The sequence below is a fragment of the Anaerocolumna sp. AGMB13025 genome (assembly GCF_029689925.1).
Lineage (GTDB): Bacteria > Bacillota > Clostridia > Lachnospirales > Lachnospiraceae > Anaerocolumna.
In genome coordinates this window covers 4,040,209-4,061,811 of record NZ_CP121445.1, presented here as the reverse complement: position 1 = coordinate 4,061,811, position 21,603 = coordinate 4,040,209, and the positions used below count along the sequence as shown (strand labels likewise).

General features: G+C 38.2%; 15 protein-coding genes. 14 read left to right on the top strand and 1 reads right to left on the bottom strand.

Annotated features, from left to right (window positions below; all coding sequences use genetic code 11):
• Positions 1–50 precede the first annotated feature (50 nt).
• The 7 genes from QA584_RS16755 to QA584_RS16725 all read left to right on the top strand — a co-directional run bounded on the left by QA584_RS16755 (position 51) and on the right by QA584_RS16725 (position 7,213).
• The gene (locus tag QA584_RS16755; protein WP_278270208.1) at positions 51–2,246 is read left to right on the top strand and encodes a methyl-accepting chemotaxis protein; all 2,196 of its coding nucleotides are present in this window, start codon (positions 51–53) and stop codon (positions 2,244–2,246) included.
• A gap of 37 nt (positions 2,247–2,283) precedes the next feature.
• Positions 2,284–3,612, top strand: a complete 1,329-nt coding sequence (locus tag QA584_RS16750; protein ID WP_278270207.1) for an ATP-binding protein — start codon at positions 2,284–2,286, stop codon at positions 3,610–3,612.
• Between the two features lie 193 nt (positions 3,613–3,805).
• Complete coding sequence (locus QA584_RS16745; RefSeq protein ID WP_278270206.1) at positions 3,806–4,018, top strand: FeoA family protein; 213 nt, start codon at positions 3,806–3,808, stop codon at positions 4,016–4,018.
• 12 nt (positions 4,019–4,030) lie between these two features.
• Positions 4,031–4,255, top strand: a complete 225-nt coding sequence (locus tag QA584_RS16740; protein WP_278270205.1) for a FeoA family protein — start codon at positions 4,031–4,033, stop codon at positions 4,253–4,255.
• 42 nt (positions 4,256–4,297) lie between these two features.
• Positions 4,298–6,445: a ferrous iron transport protein B gene (gene feoB / locus QA584_RS16735; protein WP_278270204.1), complete on the top strand. Its 2,148-nt coding sequence runs from the start codon at positions 4,298–4,300 to the stop codon at positions 6,443–6,445.
• Position 6,446: 1 nt separating this feature from the next.
• Positions 6,447–6,587, top strand: coding sequence for a FeoB-associated Cys-rich membrane protein (locus tag QA584_RS16730; protein WP_278270203.1), 141 nt, complete (start codon positions 6,447–6,449; stop codon positions 6,585–6,587).
• Between the two features lie 83 nt (positions 6,588–6,670).
• A complete protein-coding gene (locus tag QA584_RS16725; RefSeq protein WP_278270201.1) occupies positions 6,671–7,213 on the top strand; it encodes a Fur family transcriptional regulator in 543 nt (180 codons plus the stop codon).
• 198 nt (positions 7,214–7,411) lie between these two features.
• Here the strand turns inward: QA584_RS16725 and QA584_RS16720 are convergent, their stop codons facing one another.
• Positions 7,412–8,461, bottom strand: a complete 1,050-nt coding sequence (locus QA584_RS16720) for a LacI family DNA-binding transcriptional regulator (protein WP_278270200.1) — start codon at positions 8,459–8,461, stop codon at positions 7,412–7,414.
• A gap of 465 nt (positions 8,462–8,926) precedes the next feature.
• Here QA584_RS16720 and QA584_RS16715 point away from each other — a divergent pair, with 465 nt between their 5' ends.
• The 7 genes from QA584_RS16715 to QA584_RS16685 all read left to right on the top strand — a co-directional run bounded on the left by QA584_RS16715 (position 8,927) and on the right by QA584_RS16685 (position 21,262).
• Positions 8,927–9,904 (top strand): ABC transporter permease, encoded by a 978-nt coding sequence (locus QA584_RS16715; RefSeq protein ID WP_278270199.1) that lies wholly within the window; start codon positions 8,927–8,929, stop codon positions 9,902–9,904.
• 29 nt (positions 9,905–9,933) lie between these two features.
• Positions 9,934–10,854 (top strand): carbohydrate ABC transporter permease, encoded by a 921-nt coding sequence (locus QA584_RS16710; RefSeq protein WP_278270198.1) that lies wholly within the window; start codon positions 9,934–9,936, stop codon positions 10,852–10,854.
• 122 nt (positions 10,855–10,976) lie between these two features.
• A complete protein-coding gene (locus QA584_RS16705) occupies positions 10,977–12,479 on the top strand; it encodes an ABC transporter substrate-binding protein (RefSeq protein ID WP_278270197.1) in 1,503 nt (500 codons plus the stop codon).
• 148 nt (positions 12,480–12,627) lie between these two features.
• Entirely contained in the window at positions 12,628–13,617 is a 990-nt protein-coding gene (locus QA584_RS16700; RefSeq protein WP_331487653.1) for a glycoside hydrolase family 130 protein, read from the top strand.
• Between the two features lie 110 nt (positions 13,618–13,727).
• Positions 13,728–16,817: an alpha-mannosidase gene (locus tag QA584_RS16695; protein WP_278270196.1), complete on the top strand. Its 3,090-nt coding sequence runs from the start codon at positions 13,728–13,730 to the stop codon at positions 16,815–16,817.
• A 548-nt stretch (positions 16,818–17,365) separates the two neighbouring features.
• A complete protein-coding gene (locus tag QA584_RS16690) occupies positions 17,366–19,795 on the top strand; it encodes a glycoside hydrolase family 3 N-terminal domain-containing protein (protein WP_278270195.1) in 2,430 nt (809 codons plus the stop codon).
• Between the two features lie 417 nt (positions 19,796–20,212).
• On the top strand, positions 20,213–21,262 hold the full coding sequence (locus QA584_RS16685) for a LacI family DNA-binding transcriptional regulator (protein WP_278270194.1): 1,050 nt from the start codon (positions 20,213–20,215) through the stop codon (positions 21,260–21,262).
• The last annotated feature ends 341 nt before the right edge of the window (positions 21,263–21,603 follow it).

Here is a 21,603-nt window from a genome sequence, read left to right as displayed (position 1 = left end):
TCATTTTTTATCTATTTCCAGAAAAATACCTACGAAGGAGATGCTGCTGTATGAAAAAAATGGACGTTATAAAAAAAGAAAAACATACAAATAAGGAAAAAAACATGAAAAAACGTAAGTATCAATTTGGTATCCGCCAGAAATTAATAATTGGTTTTGTTATGCCGGTTATATTTATTATTATTTTAGGTATTATATCTTACACAAAAGCATCCCAGGGGCTGATATCGAACTATGAACAGGCTACGATGAATACGATTAATATGGCAACGGAATATATGAGTTTAGGATTAACCTCTGTAGATTCCATTGCCCAACAGTATACCAAAGATTCGGATATTTCTTATTATGCCCAGGGCGTAACCAATAATACGGATTCAGAAAGAGGAATCTTTGTTAAAGCTACAGACAGAAACCTTATGAAAAAGGTTGATTTTGAACAACTTATAGAAGATATACATATCATAACTCCTGCCGGTATTCCGGCTTTAACCAGCGGAATTGATATAGTGGATGGTTTTTATAAGGAATTAACGGAATCAGAGGAAGGTAAACTGTTAACGGATTCCAAGACAGAATATTACTGGAGAGGTCAGCATCCTCTCGTTGATTCCAAATTAAAACTGGATCCTGCTAACTATGCTTTCTCACTGTTTCGGCCCTTTCAGACAAAGGATGCTGGAGTTATTATTGATGTTAGCCGGGACGAGATAATGGAGTTTTTAAACAAACTGGAACTTGGTAAGGGCAGTATTGCAGGAATTGTTACTCCGGATGGTACCGAGATTTTAACCGGGGATAATGAGAATATGTCTACGACAGATCAGGAAGCAGCCAATAAAGACAATGCATTGGCAGACAATGCAAAAGACGATTCTGGCAATGGACATAAAGTAGCAGACGGACGGACCGTGGACTATCAGTTCACCGGACAGAACTATTTTCAGGACAGTTTAAAGTCCAAAGAACCGGCCGGTTCCCGGTATGTTACCTATAAATCCCAGGAATACTTATATCTATACAGTAAAATTGGCAATACCGGTGTCATTATCTGCGGAATGGTTCCCAAAGCCAGCTTTATGAAACAGGCAGATGATATAAAAGTAATAACGTTTATTTTGGTTGCGATAGCCTGCCTTATTGCTGCATCAATAGGTTTTTATTTATCCAATGGAATTGGCAGAAGCTTAAAGAGTATTAACAAGAATTTAAAACAGATTTCGGAGGGGGATCTTACCGTTCAGGTATCCGAAAAACATAAGGATGAATTTACCGTATTAGCCGGTAATACCATTGAAATGTTAAATAACATGAGAGGTTTGATTCAGAAGGTTACTAATGTCAGCGGACTGGTATCGAATTCAGCCGACAGCATTATGCAGGTATCCGGTCATATTGCAGTAGCCAGTGACAACATCTCAACGGCAATCACTGAAATCGGCAATGGAATATCTGTTCAGGCACAGGATTCTCAGAATTGTCTGCTGCAAATGGATGAATTATCCCAAAAAATAACCGTAGTATATGAAAACCTGGAAGAAATAGAAAAAGTTACGGATAATACCAAAAATATGATTTCCAAGGGAATCAGTACTATGGAAGAATTGTCAAAACAATCGGAATCTACGAATAATATTACAAAATACGTGGTGGATAACATCACCGCTTTAGAGACGAAATCCTATTCCATTGACCGGATTATCCAGGTAATTAATGAAATAGCCGATCAGACTAACTTATTAGCGTTAAATGCGTCCATCGAGGCCGCCAGGGCAGGGGAAGCCGGTAGAGGGTTTTCTGTGGTAGCGGATGAAATCAGAAAACTGGCAGAGCAATCCATTAAGGCAGCAGGGGAAATCCGTAAAGTAATTGAAGAGATTACAAAGCAGACATCCGAAACCGTTGTAACGGCGAAGGAAGCAGAAAATATTGTAGAAAAGCAGAACGGAATAGTAGAAAACACCATACTAACCTTCCGGGACATGAACGATGGTGTGGAAAAACTGATTTCCAGCTTAACAGTAATCAGTCTGAACATGAAAAACATGGACAGCGCAAGAACCGGAACTTTAAATGCGGTGGAAAGTATCTCAGCTATTGCTGAAGAAACCCTGGCGAATTCCGATATGGTAGAAGAAACAGTAAATACCCAGACTGCCTCTGTAAAAGCTTTGGAAGACGCTTCACAGATATTAGGTGACAATGCAAAAGAATTAAACGATGCAATAAACATGTTCCGCATCTGATATAAAGAAACCATGATAGAATATGAGGTGACAAACCATGTACAGTAAAATATCAAAGCTGGTTATATACCGTAATTTAGAACAAGACAGTATCTTATTCTCTTTGGCCAAAGCAATAGAAGAATTTAACCTACAAAAGGGAAAGACACAGCTTAAGTCTGACTTAAAGGAAGAAATCACAGCCAAAATATACATCCAGATTAACAGACTTCTTAATTTAGCCACGGAGTATGGATTCGATCAAAACTTATGGCATAACTATCTGGCATATATACTTGCCACCAATGAGAATCCTTTCAGTATTAGCTGTGAAAAGGTAGGGAGCCTTACCGGTACAGTGAATCAATTTGCACTGGGAGATTTTAAGATATTCAAGGAATTATTTGATTATGATTTTAGTAACCTGGAAGATGAATTAGGTATTAACTGTTTTCGTATAATCCTGAATTACCAGGCAGTTGCAAAGAATGGGAAAAGATATAATAAAAATGTCAGTGATAAGGTTCGTATGCTCAGTACCCGAATTGAACAGGCAGCAGATGAGAAAGGAATTTTATCCATTGTTACAGAATTCTATAAAGAATATGGTGTAGGGAAGTTCGGTCTGAATAAGGCTTTTCGTATTAGACACGAGGTAAGTGAGGTAAGTATTTATCCGATTACCAATACAGATGATATCAGGCTTACCGACTTAGTAGGTTATGAACTCCAGAAAAAGAAACTAATTGATAATACAGAAGCCTTTGTAGAAGGAAGAAAAGCGAATAATGTCCTGCTTTTCGGTGACAGCGGTACCGGAAAATCTACCAGTGTCAAAGCGATTTTAAACGAGTATTATGCCAGAGGTCTTCGTATGATTGAAATATATAAGCACCAGTTTGAAGATTTATCCGCCGTTATCGCCCAGGTGAAAAACCGTAATTATAAGTTTATCATATATATGGATGATCTGTCTTTTGAAGAGTTTGAAATTGAATATAAATATTTAAAAGCAGTGATCGAAGGCGGTTTAGAAACCAAGCCGGATAATATTTTAATCTATGCGACGTCCAACCGCAGGCATTTGATTCGGGAAACCTGGAGTGACCGTTCGGATATGTCAAAAGATGAGCTTCATCATTCCGACACCATGCAGGAAAAATTGTCTCTGGTTGCAAGATTTGGTATATCCATTAATTATTCAGCGCCTAGCCAGAAAGAGTTTTATGAAATCGTAAAAGGGCTGTCCAAACAGCTTGATGGTATTACCCTTACGGAGGAAGAACTGTGTGCCAAGGCTAATATATGGGAAATGAACCACGGAGGACGTTCCGGCAGGACTGCCCAGCAGTTTATTAATTACCTGGCAGGACAGATAAAAGAGTAGACATTTTATTACAGAGTGATATAAGCATCTTGTTGAGAATTAGAATCAATAAGATGCTTTTTTTTGGTAATCAAATAAATATACCGATTAATTGATAATAATTTTCATTTACAATATTGACAAGTTTCGCAATTAATCATATAATAATTGCAAATGATAATCATTCCCAACAAGAATAGGAGAGTGGATAACTATGGCATTAACATTTGCAGGAATCGGTGAAACCAAGATAATTGTGGATTTTAAAGGAAAAGAAGATATAAAGAGACATCTTCAGGATTTAGGTTTTGTAAAAGGTGAAAGTGTAAAACTATTATCTGAAAATGACAGCGGGTTAATTATTCTCGTAAAAGGAGTAAGAATAGCAATCAATAGAGCTTTAGCATCTAAAATAATGGTAGCTTAGGAGGAAAAAGACATGACATTAAAGGAATTAAAACCCGGCGAGGAAGGCAAAGTTGCCCGGATTGGAGATAAAGGGCCAATGAGACGCAGGATTATGGATATGGGAGTAACACCTGGGGTTATGATCAAGGTAATTAAAGTTGCGCCACTTGGGGATCCGATAGAAATTAACCTAAGGGGATATGAGTTAAGTCTAAGAAAAGACGAAGCAGCTTCCATTGAGATCGTTAAAAATTAGAAATCAGTTTCTAACCAGATACAAAACCAGGAGGGATAAAAGATGTCGATTAAAATTGCACTTGCCGGTAATCCAAACTGCGGCAAGACAACCATGTTTAATGATTTAACAGGAAGTTCACAGTATGTAGGCAACTGGCCGGGGGTAACCGTAGAAAAAAAGGAAGGTAAATTAAAAGGATATAAAGATGTTATCATACAGGATCTTCCGGGAATTTACTCTCTTTCTCCATACACATTGGAAGAGGTCGTTGCAAGAAGTTATCTGATTAATGAAAAACCGGATGCAATCATTAATATTGTTGATGGTACTAATATAGAAAGAAATTTATATCTTACAACCCAGCTGACGGAAATCGGGATACCGGTAATAATGGCTGTAAATATGATCGATGCCGTGCGTAAAAACGGCGACAGCATTGATATAGATAAATTAAAAGGAGCTATTGGCTGTGAAGTAATTGAAACCTCCGCATTAAAAGGCATCGGCTCAAAAGAAGCTGCCCAAAAAGCAGTTGAAATTGCCATATCCAAGGCGCCGTTTGCGCCGCGTCATACCTTTTCAAAAGAAGTTGAAGAAGCTCTAAGCCGTATAGAAGGTACTATAAAAGGCAAAGAAAATGGAATGAACAGCCGTTGGCTGGCTATCAAGCTTTTTGAACGGGACGAAAAGATAAAAGAGCAAATTACATTTGATAAAGGAACTGAGGAACAGATTGAGGCGGTTATAACTGAGCTTGAGAAAGAACTGGATGATGACGGGGAAGGAATTATTACCAACGAACGTTATAATTATATAAGTAAAGTGGTGAAGCAAGCCGTACATAAGAAAACCCGTACCGGTCAGAGCGGAACGGACAAGATTGACCGGATTGTTACGAACCGCTGGCTGGCACTCCCTATCTTTGCAGCGATCATGTTTTTAGTGTATTATATATCGATTTCAACAGTAGGTACAATGGCTACCGATTGGGTGAACGATGTTCTATTTACCGATATTGTGCCGGGTGCCGTAACTAATTTCCTTACGACAATCGGAACTGCCGACTGGCTTAACTCTCTGATTTTAGACGGTATCGTGGCAGGTGTCGGTGCAGTTCTTGGCTTTATTCCTCAGATGGTAGTATTATTCTTCTGTCTGGCTATCTTGGAAGACTGTGGTTATATGGCGCGTATTGCATTTATCATGGACCGAATCTTTAGAAAATTTGGGTTGTCCGGTAAATCTTTTATACCGATTTTAATCGGAACCGGTTGCGGCGTTCCGGGTATTATGGCTACACGTACCATTGAAAATGATCATGACCGCAGAATGACAATCATTACAACTACATTTATTCCTTGCAGTGCAAAACTGCCTATTATTGCATTGATAGCAGGAGCACTATTCCCAGGATCAGTTTGGGTAGCTCCATCTGCGTATTTCATAGGAATGGCAGCGATTATCGTATCTGGTATCATGCTTAAGAAATCCAGCCTTTTTGCTGGTGACCCTGCTCCGTTTATTATGGAACTTCCTGCTTACCATGTACCTGGGTTAAAAGGCATTTTGATTCATGTATGGGAAAGGGCTAAAGCATTTATAAAGAAAGCTACCACAGTTATTTTGCTGGCAACAGTTGGTGTTTGGTTTTTGAGTTCCTTCGGCTGGAATCTGCATATGGTTGAGATTGAAGATTCTATATTAGCTTCCGTAGGCAGGGTAATCGCTCCGATATTTACTCCTCTTGGCTGGGGAGACTGGAAGCCTGCCGTGGCTACCGTAACCGGTTTAATCGCAAAAGAAAATGTAGTTGGTACCTTTGGTATCCTCTATGGCTTTTCCGAAGTTGGTGATAATGGTGCGGAAGTCTGGGGAAATCTGCATGCTGCTTTTACGCCCCTCTCTGCATACACCTTCCTGATGTTTAACTTACTCTGTGCACCTTGTTTCGCTGCTATTGGTGCAGTCCGCAGCGAGATGGGTTCTGCAAAATGGACGTTATTCTCGGCTGGATATCAGACCTTGTTCTCCTATGTGGTAGCTCTTATTGTATATCAGATTGGATTATTGGTAACCGGAGCCGGATTTGGAATTGGAACAGCAGTAGCATTTGTTTTACTTGCCGTACTTTTATACAGGTTATTTAAAAAGCCCGGCAAAGTAGTTCGTAAATCTGATCTTTCTGTTAAAGTTAAGGAGGTAGCTTAAAATGTCTACACTAATTGTTGGAATCATCGTATTCGGCGGTATTGTATATGCCGGCTATAAAACTTACAAATCCCATAAAGCAGGCGAAAACTGCAGCTGCGGCTGTACCGGTTGTGATAAATCCGCTGCATATCATAAATAACAGGTTTAAAGACGGCCTTTCACCAGCATCTCCGGGGAAGGCTGTTCTTGTACTTAGATTAAGGCAGGGAGAAAGGAGTAATTATGAATGGAGTGCTTAATAAAGAACACTTGTTAGCAAATACAAATAAACGTGAAATTATACTAGAACAGCTGAGAAAAAAAGGTTTCCGTATAACGGAACAGAGGAAACTTTTAATTGATGTAATTTTAGAGGATGAATGTTCAAGCTGCAAAGAAATATACTATAAGGCAGTAAAAAAAGATTCAACGGTAGGAATTGCAACGGTTTACCGGATGGTAAAGACTTTAGAGGATTTAGGACTTATAAACCGTAAGAATCTTTACCAGATTGATTACGGAAACCTGGATTTGGAGGAGGAGAATCAAGTCCTGTACATGGAGGAGAGCTCAGATAAGGTTATGCAGGTTAAGAAGGGCACCTGGTTTGAACAATTGAAACGGACGTTGATTTCTCAGGGGTTTACTGATGTTGATAATATCTCTATACTAATTAAAAGTAAGAACAAAGAAGAGGATGAGGGCTGTGATGAACAGGTATATACCGAATGCCTCTGTGATAATTTAGGTTGTAAATACCATTGCAAGAAACGCGATGTTTCATAAGAAAAGCCTGTCTCGTTCCCTTCGGGGAGTGGAGGCAGGCTTTTCTTATGCAATAGGAAAATGCGTCTTATTACATAAAGAACGCTCCGTTATGGATGAGCACCTCGCGTAGAGGAAGTTATTGCTGTGCAAACTACTCGGGAGCGAAAGTGTCAGTTTACTGACACTTTGTTCTTTGATACAAAACATTCTAAGAAATCAAAAATTAGTTGATTCCCCATATCTGATTTTGGAATAAATATAAGTAACTTCAGGAGGTGAATCGGGATTTGAAATTCGGTATAAAAGCTGTGTAACCAGACGTTTGCCAAGTTCCCTGGTCTGAACCTGTACTGTGGTAAGATAATCCACCTGATCGATATATTCTGTCGTACCGTCATAACCTGATACGGCAATATCCTCCGGTACATTAAAATTATTGGCATTTAAATATTTAATGATAAAATGGGCAACATAATCACTAGCACAGACAAAAGCCTGAGGCATTTGTTTCAGGTTTGACAAAAAATCATTGATTTCTTCTGCATAAGTGTAAATTCCAATGCTGTGAACCAGACAGTACTCTTTTTTTACAGGGAGTGTATATTGGTTCATGGCCGATAAAAAGCCTTCATACCGGTCAAAGTTGGTTTTGGCATATTCGATATCACCGATGAAACCAATTTCAGTACGACCTTTGTTTATAATGGAGGATGTAATTTTATTGACACTGGATTTACCTTCAAATAAGAATAAATCTCCGGTTAAGGAGTCCTCCGGTATAGAAGTAACCATATCCAGAAATACTTTCTGGATCTTAAGATCATTTAACATGTTAAGCAGATCGTAATCGTATACATTTAAAACGATAATGCCCTGTACAGTACCATTTGTTAAAACTGAAGGAAGGCTGTAACCATCTGAAGTTTTTGAGGGCAGATAGGTATACATCAGGTTTATATTAGAACTTACTAATTCTTTGGCGATCTGGTGGATGATATTCATCCAGAACATGGAGGATTCCGGTCTTGATACTACAACAGATACATTCATTTCAGTTTTGGCGGCGGGAATATCGATGGAAACCATATCTTTAGTATCCCGCGAAATTGGTGCTTTTTGCTTTAAATAGCCCATTTCCTGTGCTTTTGTTAAAACTAGATCAATTAGGGCATCGGATACTCCGGGATAATTATTGAATACTTTCCAGACAGTAACTCTTGATATATCCAGAGCATCCGCGATTTCCTGCATGGTTATCTTTTTCATTACAGTACTCCTTTTATGTTATTACAATAGAGAAGTAATTTTAACAAAAACTACTTATCCCTTGCGGTAATAGTCATTACAAAAATATATTACATGTTTTTCTAGTAATTCCTAGTTATTTAATATTATAGCATAGCATTTTTAAAATCACAATGAAATTTTATAATTTTTTATCAAAAGTTTAAAAAATGATAAATAGAATAAATGATAAAATATATTAAAATTGATAAAGTGCAAAATATGTCTGATGATGTCGTATCTGTAGCAGGTTGTTGATTATATACAATCAAAATTGATTAAATAATCAAGAAATATAAAATAAACCTATATTTTATCAATGCATTTTATCATATGATGTAAAAAACATGATAAAAAAATAAAATAAATGTTGCATTAAGATTAAAGACATGTTAAAATAAAAACAGTTAATTGATAAGAAGTTAGTAACAAATGGAGGTTAACAAAATGGAAAAGTTAAATAAAGATAAAAGTGATAACATCAAAAAAGTAAAAACCAGAAAGAAATGGACAAAAGACGATACAGAACTAACTTTGCTGGCATTACCAACAACGATATGGTACATATTGTTTTGTTTTCTTCCTATGTTTGGTATTATCATTGCGTTTAAAAATTATAAAGTATTTCCGGGTCACGGATTCTTTTATAATCTTTTTAACAGTCAATGGACCGGCTTTGATAATTTTCAATTCCTGATAAAATCCAATGTGCTGTTTATACTATTAAGAAATACCATTGCATATAATATTGTTTTTATTGTTCTTGGCATTCTTATACCGGTTACCTTGGCAATCATGATTAGTTTGATTTACAGCAAGCGTAAATCAAAAGTTTATCAGACCATGATGTTTTTCCCTCACTTTATGTCCTGGGTCGTTGTAAGTTATTTTGTGTATGCGTTCCTTAGTATTGACAAGGGTATGTTTAACAGTATTTTAAAGATGATGGGAAAAGATATTGTCCAATGGTATATGGAACCGAAGTACTGGCCCTTCATCCTGGTGTTCATGCAGCTATGGAAAACCGTTGGTTATAGTACGGTAGTTTATCTGGCAAGTATCACCGGTATTGATGGTACTTTATATGAAGCAGCGGTAATTGATGGCGCTACCAAGTGGCAGCAGGTTAAATATGTTACAATTCCAAGTATTAAGACTATCGTTATTATGATGTTTATCTTAAATGTAGGCAGGGTATTCTATTCTGATTTCGGCTTATTTTATCAGGTTACCAAAGAAATACCAAGTTCTTTATATAATGTAGCTTCCACAATTGATACTTATGTATTTAAGGCACTGCAGTCCACAACCCCCATTGGTATGACGGCAGCCGCAACGTTCTTCCAGTCCATTGCATGCTGTCTGACTATACTTTTAGCGAATTGGATCGTAAGAAAAATTGACAACGAAAGTGCAATTATATAATTGGAACAGACAGGAATGGAGGTAACAGAATGAAAAAAGATATGGAAGAAAGTACTTCAAAATTAAACCGGATATCAAAAACAACAAACTTTACATTTAACGTTATATTTATCATATTATCCCTGATTTGTATTCTGCCTGTGGTTTTCGTATTTATGATTTCCATTACATCAGAAAACTCTCTGGCAAGATACGGATACCAGTTCATACCCAAGGAAATCTCAGCGGCATCTTATATTTTCCTATGGAATGAAATTCATACTATCTTAAAAGCGCTGGGAATATCAGTACTGGTAACCGTAGTTGGTACGGTGCTTGGTGTTGCTCTTACTACTACTATGGGATATGTACTTTCCAGAAGCAATTATAAACTGAATGGATTTTTAACTTACCTGGTATTTATCCCTATGATTTTTAACGGCGGTATGATTTCTTCTTATGTTATCAATACCAACCTGCTTGGTTTAAAGGATTCCATATGGGCTTTGATTCTTCCCTTAATGGTATCTTCCTTTAACGTAATTATCTGTAAAACGTTTTTTAGGACAACGATTCCGGATTCTATCATTGAATCTGCTAAAATTGACGGAGCTTCTCAGCTTAACATTTTTACCAGAATCGTAGTGCCCATATCAAAGCCGGTATTTGCAACCATAGGATTATTCTTGTGTTTTGGTTATTGGAATGACTGGTTCCAGTCTTCTTTGTACATTAATAACGCAAATCTGCTTTCCTTACAGGCATTATTAAATAATATTCAGAAGAATATACAGTTTCTGGCAAATAATCCATCGGCAGGCTTATCTTTACAGCAGTATAAGAATTTAATGCCTAAGGAAGGCGCCAGAATGGCAATTGCAATCGTAATTATCGCACCAATTGCATGTGCGTATCCATTTTTCCAGAAGTATTTCATATCAGGACTTACAATTGGAGCAGTAAAAGGTTGATATAAATTCTTCCGTTTGGAGGGATAACTTGCTTTCCATTTGGAGAAGATTTATATAGAGGTTTTAAATGCCAAAGATTATATTTGGTAGAAGGCAAAATGAAAATTATAGGAGGATTAGCTATGAAACTAAGAAAAATTATGGCATTATTAGTAGTATTTGCAATGATGTCAGCTGCTATCGTTGGCTGTTCTAAAACGGGGGATGACAAATCATCAGGCAGCAATACAAGTAATACATCTGAAGAAACAGGTTCTAAAGATGGACAGAATACTTCCTCAAACAATGGAGAAGTGGTAACTTTAAAATGGATTATGGTTGGTAGCGGCATGCCGAAAAATTATGATGCATGGCTTGCTAAAATCAATCCATATTTAGCTGAGAAAATCGGCGTTAATATTGATATGGAAGTTGTTCCCTGGGGTGACTGGGATACCAGAAGAAGCGTAATCGTTAACTCCGGTGAAAATTTTGATATTTTATTTACAGATGGCGGTAAATATACAAGTGAAGTAGGACTTGGAACCTTCCTGGATATTACAGATATGGTTAAGAGTTCAGCTCCTGATTTATATTCCTACATTCCTGCAGATTACTGGGATGCAGTTTCTGTAAATGGTAAGATTTATTCAATACCTACTTACAAAGACAGTTCTGCTACTGAATATTTTGTATGGGATAAAGCTATCGTAGACAAATATTCCATAGACTACCAGAACATCAATACTTTAGCTGGATTAACAGATTCCTTCAAGAAAATTAAAGACGGTGAAGGCACTGCACCAGTTGTACTTGATAAAAGCGGACTTGAAGTTATAACCAGTGTATATGACCAAATGGGCGCAGGTATCCCTGCTTTAGGTGTTAAATTTGATGACGAATCCCGTAAAGTAGTTAATGTACTTGATCAGGAAGATGTTTTAAGCCAGTTAGATGTAATTCATCAGTGGTATAAAGATGGTATCATCAATGCAGATGCTCCGGCAGTAGGAGAAACTCCCAGCTACAGAATGTTCTATGCTGCTCAGGGTTGGTCAGGCGCAGCTAAAACCACTTGGGGTCCTAACATGGGCGCAGAAGCAGTTACTACGAAATTCATCGATACAATTGTTTCCAATAACACAGTTCGTGGTTCTTTAAATGGTATTTCAGCAAGCTCTAAGAATCCTGAAAAAGCTCTTCAATTCTTACAGCTGCTTAACTTAGATACCAAAGTAAGAGATGCATTCTACTATGGTCTTGAAGGTGAAAACTTTAAATATACTGCTGACGGTGAAATTGAGAAATTAAACAACGACTGGTTAATGGCAGGATATACACAGGGTACTTTCTTTACATTATCTAAACTTGCTAATGATGAATTCAATCAATGGGATGAAGTAAAAGAATTAAATGCAAATGCAAAACCTTCTGTATTATTAGGATTTAACCTTGATACTTCAAAGATTGAATCAGAACTTGCTAATTGCCGTTCCGTATACGAAAAATACAGAAGCGAGTTAATGACAGGTGCAAAAGAACCAAGAGAATTAATTAAGCAAATCGATTCTGAACTTGATGCTGCTGGATTCCAGACAATCATAACAGAAGCTCAGTCTCAGATTGACGCTATGTATAATAAATAGTAAATAATAATACCATAGGACTGCTGCAAATTCATAGACTATATTACTTGCCTAGGATAGTTTCTAAGGTTAAGTATAAGACCTAATATTTTGCGGCGGTCCTTTACTTTGTAATAATTTCAGTGTTAGAAATGAGGAGGCTATAATCATGAGTAAAATTATTGGTAATTCTTTGCCGAATATGCCATGGATGGATAAACCGGAAAACTATAAAATGCCGGTATGGCGTTATCCGCAGAATCCTATAATCGGCAGGGATGCAATCGAATGCTCAAACAGTGTGTTTAACAGCGCAGTTGTTCCTTTTGAAGACGGATATGCAGGTGTATTCCGTTGTGACAGCAAATCCGTAAGTATGGATTTATTTCCTGGCTTTAGCAAGGACGGTATCAATTGGGTAATTAATGAAGAACCCTTAAGTTTTGAAGGCGCGGATGAGGAGATATTAAATAGAGAATACCGTTATGATCCGAGGGTCTGCTTTATAGAGGACAGATATTATGTAACCTGGTGCAACGGATATCATGGTCCAACCATCGGTGTTGGATATACCTTTGATTTTAAAACTTTTTATCAGTTAGAGAATGCCTTCCTTCCGTATAACCGCAATGGTGTGTTATTCCCTCGCAAGATTAACGGATATTACGGACTTTTAAGCCGTCCAAGTGATACCGGACATACACCGTTCGGAGATATTTTTTACAGCCAGAGTAAGGATATGGAATACTGGGGTCACCACCGTCATGTAATGGCACCGGTAAAAGGTGATGAATCTGCCTGGCAGTCAACAAAAGTCGGACCTGGACCTATACCTATTGAAACAGAGGAAGGCTGGTTAATGATTTATCACGGTGTTATTAATACCTGCAACGGATTTGTTTACCGTGTAGGCTGTGCTCTCCTTGATCTTGAAGAACCCTGGAAGGTAATATGCCGTTCTAAATATTATATTCTTGGACCTCAGGAATACTATGAATGTGTAGGCGATGTTCCTAATGTAGTATTTCCTTGTGCAGCTTTAACGGATGCTGCTACCGGACGTATTGCTTTATATTATGGCTGTGCCGATACAGTGACCGGTCTGGCCTTTACGACGGTTAATGATTTAATGGATTATATGAAGAAAAACTCATTATAAAAATACATGTTAAAGTGATATACTCCACCAAATAATAAATAATAGATAATAGCAATATTATAGTAATATGATAGTAATTTTAAGCGCAGGTGCGCAGAAGGGAGTTGTAAATGGATTTTCTTGATAGAAGAGTCAACGTTATTTGCAATGAGTTAAAAAAACTGTCTGTAGTTCAAAAAATTCCCGTAGAGAATTGGACTTATAAAAAGGGAAATTATTTTCATCCGGAAGATGCACAGGCATCTGAACAACCCTGGCAGGAATTTGACAGTAAAACCATGCACTGGTATGGACCGGATGAACATTACTGGTTTCGGACTACATTTACAGTTCCAGAATGCCTTGATGGAAAATCCATGTGGATGCACGTTAAGACTCAGATTGAAGAATGGGATGACGGTCGAAATCCACAATTCCTTCTATTTGTAAATGGTGTGGCAACACAGGGGATTGACATGAACCACAGGCATGTGTTATTAACAGAAACTGCCGTGGCAGGTCAGTCCTATCTGCTTGAGTTACAGTCGTATACCGGTATATTACATGCAGAATTCAATCTGATTGTGGAGATGCTGGAAATAGATCCAAGAATTGAAAAATTGTATTATGATATCAATGTACCATTAAGTGCCTTTTCCCGTATGGAGAAGGATGACAAGATTAGAAGAGATATTGAAAATGTCTTAAATACTTGTGTTAACAAACTGGATTTAAGAACCCCTTATTCCAAAGAATTCTATACGACCTTAAGTGAAGCGGACCAATATTTAGAGAAAGCACTGTATGAAGATATGGCCGGTTATGAAGATGTGATTGCTACTTGCATCGGTCATACCCATATTGACGTAGCCTGGTGGTGGACGGTGGAACAGACCCGCGAAAAAGTAGGCCGTAGTTTTGCTACTGTGTTAAAATTAATGGAAGAATATCCAAATTATAAATTTATGTCCAGCCAGCCCCAGTTATATTATTTCTTAAAATTGAGATATCCGGAACTTTATGCACGTTTAAAAGAGCGTGTGAAAGAAGGACGCTGGGAGCCGGAAGGCGGTATGTGGGTAGAAGCAGACTGTAATCTTACCTCCGGGGAATCCCTGGTGCGTCAATTTATGCACGGCAAAAAATTCTTCAAGGAAGAATTTGGTATAGATAATAAAATATTATGGCTTCCTGATGTGTTTGGATATTCAGGAGCACTTCCGCAGATAATGAAAAAAAGCGGAATCGATTATTTTATGACAACAAAGTTAGCCTGGAACCAGTTCAATAAGATGCCGAATGACACCCTGTTATGGAGGGGGATTGACGGAACGGAAATCTTTACACATTTAATCACAACCCTTGGTGTAGGTCAGAGTACCAATGAATTTTTTACCACATATAATGGCATGCTTCATCCTGATTCCATTATGGGAGGCTGGACCCGTTATCAGAATAAAGAAATCAACAATGATATCCTGATTTCTTATGGCTACGGTGATGGCGGCGGCGGTCCTACCAGAGATATGCTTGAAACCTCCAAACGTATGGAAAAAGGTGTTCGGGGTATCCCAAAAGTACGTCAGGAGTTTGCTGGGACCTATTTTACAGAGCTTTATAACAGGGTAAAGGATAATAACCGGCTTGCGGTATGGGAAGGGGAATTCTATTTCGAATATCATAGAGGAACATATACTTCTATGGCTAGAAATAAACGTTCCAACCGTAAGAGTGAATTAGCCCTTATGGATCTGGAATTATTATCTGTATTGGCTATGGATCAAGTAGCATATCCTGCAGAAGAACTGGACTTAATCTGGAAAAATGTTTTGATTAACCAGTTCCATGACATATTACCGGGTTCCTCCATTCATGAAGTTTACGAAGTAACAAAGAAGGAATATGCCGAACTGGCTGAAAAAATAGAAGGCTTAACAAAGGAACGTATTGCTGCATTAACAGAGGCAGGAGACGGTATTACCGTTTATAATACCCTTGGGTTTGAGCGAAGTGATATTGTTGAACTGGGAGATATAAGTGCTGCGGCCTTAGTTGACGGGGAAGGCAATTATTACCCGGTGCAAAAGACTGCTTTAGGAGCAGTAGCTTATGTGGAAGGAATCCCTTCAAAGGGCAGCAAGACATTTGCGCTGGCAGATCAGGAAGCAAAGATTCCGTTTTTGTTAAACGGTTCTGTTCTGGAAACACCTTTTTATCGGATTACTATGAATGAACAGGGTCTGTTTACCTCAATTTATGATAAGGATAATGGCAGGGAAGTATTAAAGGACGGTCAATACGGCAACTTACTGCGTATGTACGAAGATAAGCCTATTTACTATGATAACTGGGACATTGATATTTATTATACGGAAAAGTACTGGGATGCAACGGATATAACCCGTATGGAATGGACAGAAATCGGCACAGTAAGGGCAACTCTTGAAATTGACCGTAAGATCAGTAATTCTGTAATTAAACAAAAAGTTTATTTCTATGCAGACAGCAGAAGAATAGAGTTTAATACTTATGTGGATTGGAAAGAACACCAGCACTTATTGAAGGTTCATTTTCCGGTTAACATCCATTCTGACGAAGCAACTTTTGATATCCAGTTTGGTAATGTTACGAGAAAAGTTCATTCCAATACCAGCTGGGATAAAGCACGATTTGAAAGCTGCGGACAGAAGTGGATTGATTTGTCCGAAGGTCATTATGGCGTAAGTTTATTAAATGACTGTAAGTATGGTCATTCCATAAAAGACGGCAATATGGCAATTACTCTGATTAAATCCGGTATAGAGCCAAATCCTGATACGGATCAGGAAGAACATTTCTTTACTTATGCCTTATATCCTCACGCAGAAAACTGGAGAAATGCAGGCACCGTGAAAGAAGCTTATAAGTTAAATCAGCCGGCTCTTTTTGCTAAGGGCGGAAAACCGGGGATGGAAAAATCCTTTGTTTCAGTTGATAGAGACAATGTTATATTGGAAACTGTTAAATTGGCTGAAGATGGCAACGGTATCATCCTTCGTTTATACGAATGTGAAAATGCTCTGACTAATGCAGTTTTAACGCTTGGCAGGGAGGTCTCAATGGTTGAAGAGTGTAACTTAATAGAAGAAACAGTATGTGATATTCCGGTAACAGATAACAGCATTCAGGTTAGTATTAAACCTTATGAAATCAAAACTTACAGAGTGATTCTGAATAAATAAAGAAGTTAATGAAATTAGAAATAGAATCAATAAGAATAAAGTAATAATAATAAGGAAATAAGCATAAAGAAATAAGTTTAATGAAGTAAGAATAAAGAAATTAGTTTAAAAAAATAAAAATTAATAGAAATAAAGAATGAATGAAATAAAAGAATAAGGCAGATTTAGGTGATAAGGCGGAGGTCTTAACCTGAACTGCCTTATTTTATAAATTTGATTTTTACCTGATGTTGCCAGATGCGGAGTGTTGCTGTATACTGATTTGATATTGGATACTAATTGATATTGTATACGAATTTGATATTGATATTGTAAACCAACTGGTTTGATATTGTAAACTAACTGGTTTGATATTGTAAACCAACTGGTTTGATATTGTAAACTGACTGGTTTGATATTGTAAACCGACTGGTTTGATATTGTAAACTGTCTGATTTGATATTGTATATTGATTTGTATTGCATACTGATTCAGTACAGTATACTTACTTGATATTGCATACTGGTAACTATAACATGAATATACACATGGAAACGGAGGATTAAATTATGGCATATCTTTATCAGGATAAATCCCGTCCCGCAATGGAGCGAGCAAAAGATTTATTATCCCGAATGACGGTAAAAGAAAAAGTAGGTCAGCTGAATCAGCGGTTGTATGGTTTTTCTATTTATGAACGTAGGGGAAGGGAAATTGAATTAACCGATGAATTTAAAGGTGAAGTGGAAAGCTTTGGAGGTCTTGGGGTTTTATACGGACTTTATCGTGCAGATCCCTGGTCCGGCAAAGATTTTAATACCGGGCTTACCGGTACATTAGCTCCGAAAGCCTATAATTTAGTGCAAAGGTATGTAATTGAACATTCCAGACTAGGTATTCCCATGCTGTTAAGTTCAGAATGCCCTCATGGACACCAGGCTCTCTCTGGGTATCTGCTGCCGGTAAACTTATGTGTCGGAGCATCCTTTCACCCGGAGTTGTTAAGAAGTGCTTATCAGGTATGTGGTAAGCAATTAAAGGAAATGGGCGTTCATATGGCATTGATTTCAGTACTGGATGTCTTAAGAGATCCCAGGTGGGGCAGAAGTGAAGAATGTTACGGAGAAGACCCTTATCTTTCCTCAGAATTAGCCAGGGCAGCAGTTAAGGGAATTCAGGATAATGGGATTGCAGCTGTTGCTAAGCATTTTTGCGCCCAGGGGGAAGGTACCGGTGGAATTAATGCAAGTGCTGCCCGCATTGGAGAAAGGGAGCTTCGGGAAATACATCTTCCGGCTGCGAAGGCCTGCTGTGAGGCTTCTGTTAAGGGGATTATGGCCGCTTATAATGAAATTGACGGAATCCCCTGCCATGGCAATAAGAAGCTTTTAACAGATATCCTACGGGAGGAGATGCAGTTTAAGGGTACCGTTATGGCAGATGGAGTAGCGGTAGATCAACTGGATGTTATGACCGGAGATAATGTGTTATCTGGCGCACTGGCACTTAAATCAGGGGTTGATATCAGTTTATGGGATCAGGGATTTGCAAAACTGGAAACTGCCCTTTTAAAAGGCTTCATTACAGTGGAAGACCTTGATAAGGCAGTACTTCGGGTGCTTACTCTTAAGTTTGAACTGGGTCTGTTTGAGAAGCCTTATCTGGAAGAAGAGGCAACCTGGGAAGATTATACTTATGAAAAATATCCCGAAACCCTCGAGCTGGCAAGAGAATCTGTTGTATTGCTTAAGAATGAAAATAATATACTTCCCCTAGATGGGAATAAAATACGTTCCATTGCCGTAATTGGTCCCAATGCTGATGAACTTTACCACCAATTAGGGGATTATACTCCGCCGGTAAAAAAAGAGGAAGGAATTACAGTATTAAAGGGAATACAGGATTTTATCCATAAAAACGGACAAGAGACGGAAGTGAAATTTCATAGAGGCTGCGGTTTGTTTAAAGGAAGCGAGGAAGAAATTAGGGAGGCAGTAAAGTTATCATCTTCCTGTGACTGTACCATTCTGGTACTTGGAGGTTCCTCCAGCCGTTTTGGAGGAGCGGACTTTGATACCAACGGAGCAGCTAAATCAGACGGTACCATCAATATGGACTGCGGTGAAGGAATGGATTGTGCTGATTTAAGGCTTCCCGGTAGTCAGACTAAACTAGCTGAAGCAGTCTTTCAAACCGGAGGTCCGGTTATTACCGTATTGATTCAGGGACGTCCTTATGCGACAGGAGATATTGTAGAACAATCTTCTGGGGCATTGTGTGCCTTTTATCCTGGTATAGCAGGGGGACAGGCTATAGCAGAAATTCTTTTCGGTAAAGTCAACCCTTCCGGTCATCTGCCTGTTTCCATACCACGGCATCCGGGACAGATACCGGTTTATTATAATTATAAGAATTCCTATGCCGGTATGAAGTATTATGATATTGAAAAAACTCCGCTGTATTCCTTTGGCTATGGTTTAAGCTATACGGACTTTTTGTATACTGATTTTTCAGTGGAATATGTTCCGTATGAACCTGGAGATAGAACGGGTAAGAATATATCAGAGAATAATGATGAGGATATAAGCGGTTTCACGACAGGATTAGAGACACCATTAGAGCTGGAGGGGGAGGAGGTTATACTCAAGTGTAAGATATCTTCCCAGAACCTGTCCACAGGGCAGATAAAAATCAACTGTAACCTTACGAACACCGGTGGTTACGATGGGTATGCGGTTCCTCAACTTTATGTGAGGGATCTCCAGGCAAGTACAATACGAAGAGTGAAAGAACTGAAAGCCTTCCAAAAGGTATGGGTTCCCAAAGGTGAGACAAGGAAATGTACACTAATCCTGGATGAAGAAAAACTGTCTATCTGGAATGATAAAATGGAGTTTACTGCTGAGCCAGGTGAATTTGACCTGATTGTTTCAGATGGCAATAACGATATCTGGAAAGGCAGCTTATACCTTTTTGAAAGCCCGGTAAACATTAGGTAAAAGAATCAAGCTTAATTTAAGCCATACACCATGAGCTTATGCTGTGCTGCTGTAAATTTGTAATGGATGCGTGACTTTTAGCCACGGGTTATTCCTCCGGGAAATTTCCATATAAGTTTGCAGCAGCTTTTTTCATTTATAGTTATAAAGTTCTCCGAACTTACCTATAACTATAAATGAAAAAGCCTTCCAGGCAGTATGCACATGCGCGCTCAAGGAAGATGTTCTGTCGTGACAGCGCGTCAGCGCTATTCCTATTATGATTACGAAAGAACGGTTGCATTTCACATATTATAAAGATAACAACCCTGGAATATTGAGAGTACTGAAAGTATTTTAATAAAAATCTTGTAGAAATCGGTTTCATATATTATACTATTGTATTAGATATTAAATCGTCAGTATATGGGAGTAATTATGGGAAAAGAAAGAGTAAGTATTTATCATATAGCCAAAGAAGCCGGTGTTTCACCGGCAACAGTTTCCAGGGTATTAACACATAATGCCAATGTAAGTGATGAAAAAAGAATAAGAGTGGAAGAATTAATTCTAAAATATGATTTTCGCCCCAATGCAATGGCCAGGGGACTAAGCAATACGCAATCAAAAATAATCGGACTCCTTGCTCCGGACATCCGTAATCCTTTCTATGCTAATCTAGCGGTAGAATGTGAGAGGGCAGCAAGTGAAAGTGGTTATATCCTGATGTTATGCAATTCCATGAACAATTTGGTGATGGAAGAATATCATTTGCAGAAGATGTTTGAGCAGCGGGTAGATGCCTTGATTTTAATGGGTGGTAGAGTGGATGAACTTGTTTCTGATGAAGAATATGTTGAAAAGATGAACCAGATTGCAGGTACCACTCCGGTGGTCATTACCGGTAAATTGGATGGCAGTGACTGTTTTCAGGTAAATATTGATGAAGCCCAGGCAATGGATAAACTAATGGAATATCTGATTCATAACGGGCATAGTAACATTTGCCTGATGGGCGGCAGGAAGAATGTGAATTCTACATATTCCAAACGCATCCGGTATCGCGGCAGTCTGAGAAAATACGGTATTCCCTTTCGTACAGAATATATGGTAGAAACCCAGGAATATTCGTTAGAAGCCGGTTACCAGGCTATGAATGACTTGTTTGATAGTAAGATTGAATTGCCGACTGCAATCATTGCAATCAACGATTTAACCGCCCTGGGAATTGTACAGTCAATCAGACAGCACTCCCTTCGGATTCCGGAAGATATCTCAGTGGCCAGCTTTGATAATACCTTTCTTGCGGCTTCTTGTACCCCACGTCTGACCAGTGTGGGCTATAATTATGATAAGTTCGGGGATAAACTGGTGGAGACGGCAATTGCAGCACTGGAGGGGAAAAATCCCGAGAAACTGCAGCTGATACCTCCTGAACTTGTTGTAAGGGAATCCTGCAGGAGTATATTAACAGAAGGATTATACTAGATGAAATGAAGTTTATAGAATAATCAAAAGATAGCAAAAGGATAACATAAGAGTAACCAAAGAATAGCAACAGGCAATAATGAACTGATATAGATAGCAAGAGTAATATAGGATAACAAGAAATATGGGATAACAAGAGATATGGTATAACAAGAAATATGGGATAACAAGAAATATGGGATCACAAGAGATATGGGATAACAAGAGACATGGTATAACAAGAGATATGGGATAACAAGAGACATGGTTAACAAGAGATATGGGATAACAGGAAACATTGGATAACAAGAGAGCATTGGATAATAAAAGTAATATAGAATAGCACGAGTGACATAGGTTAA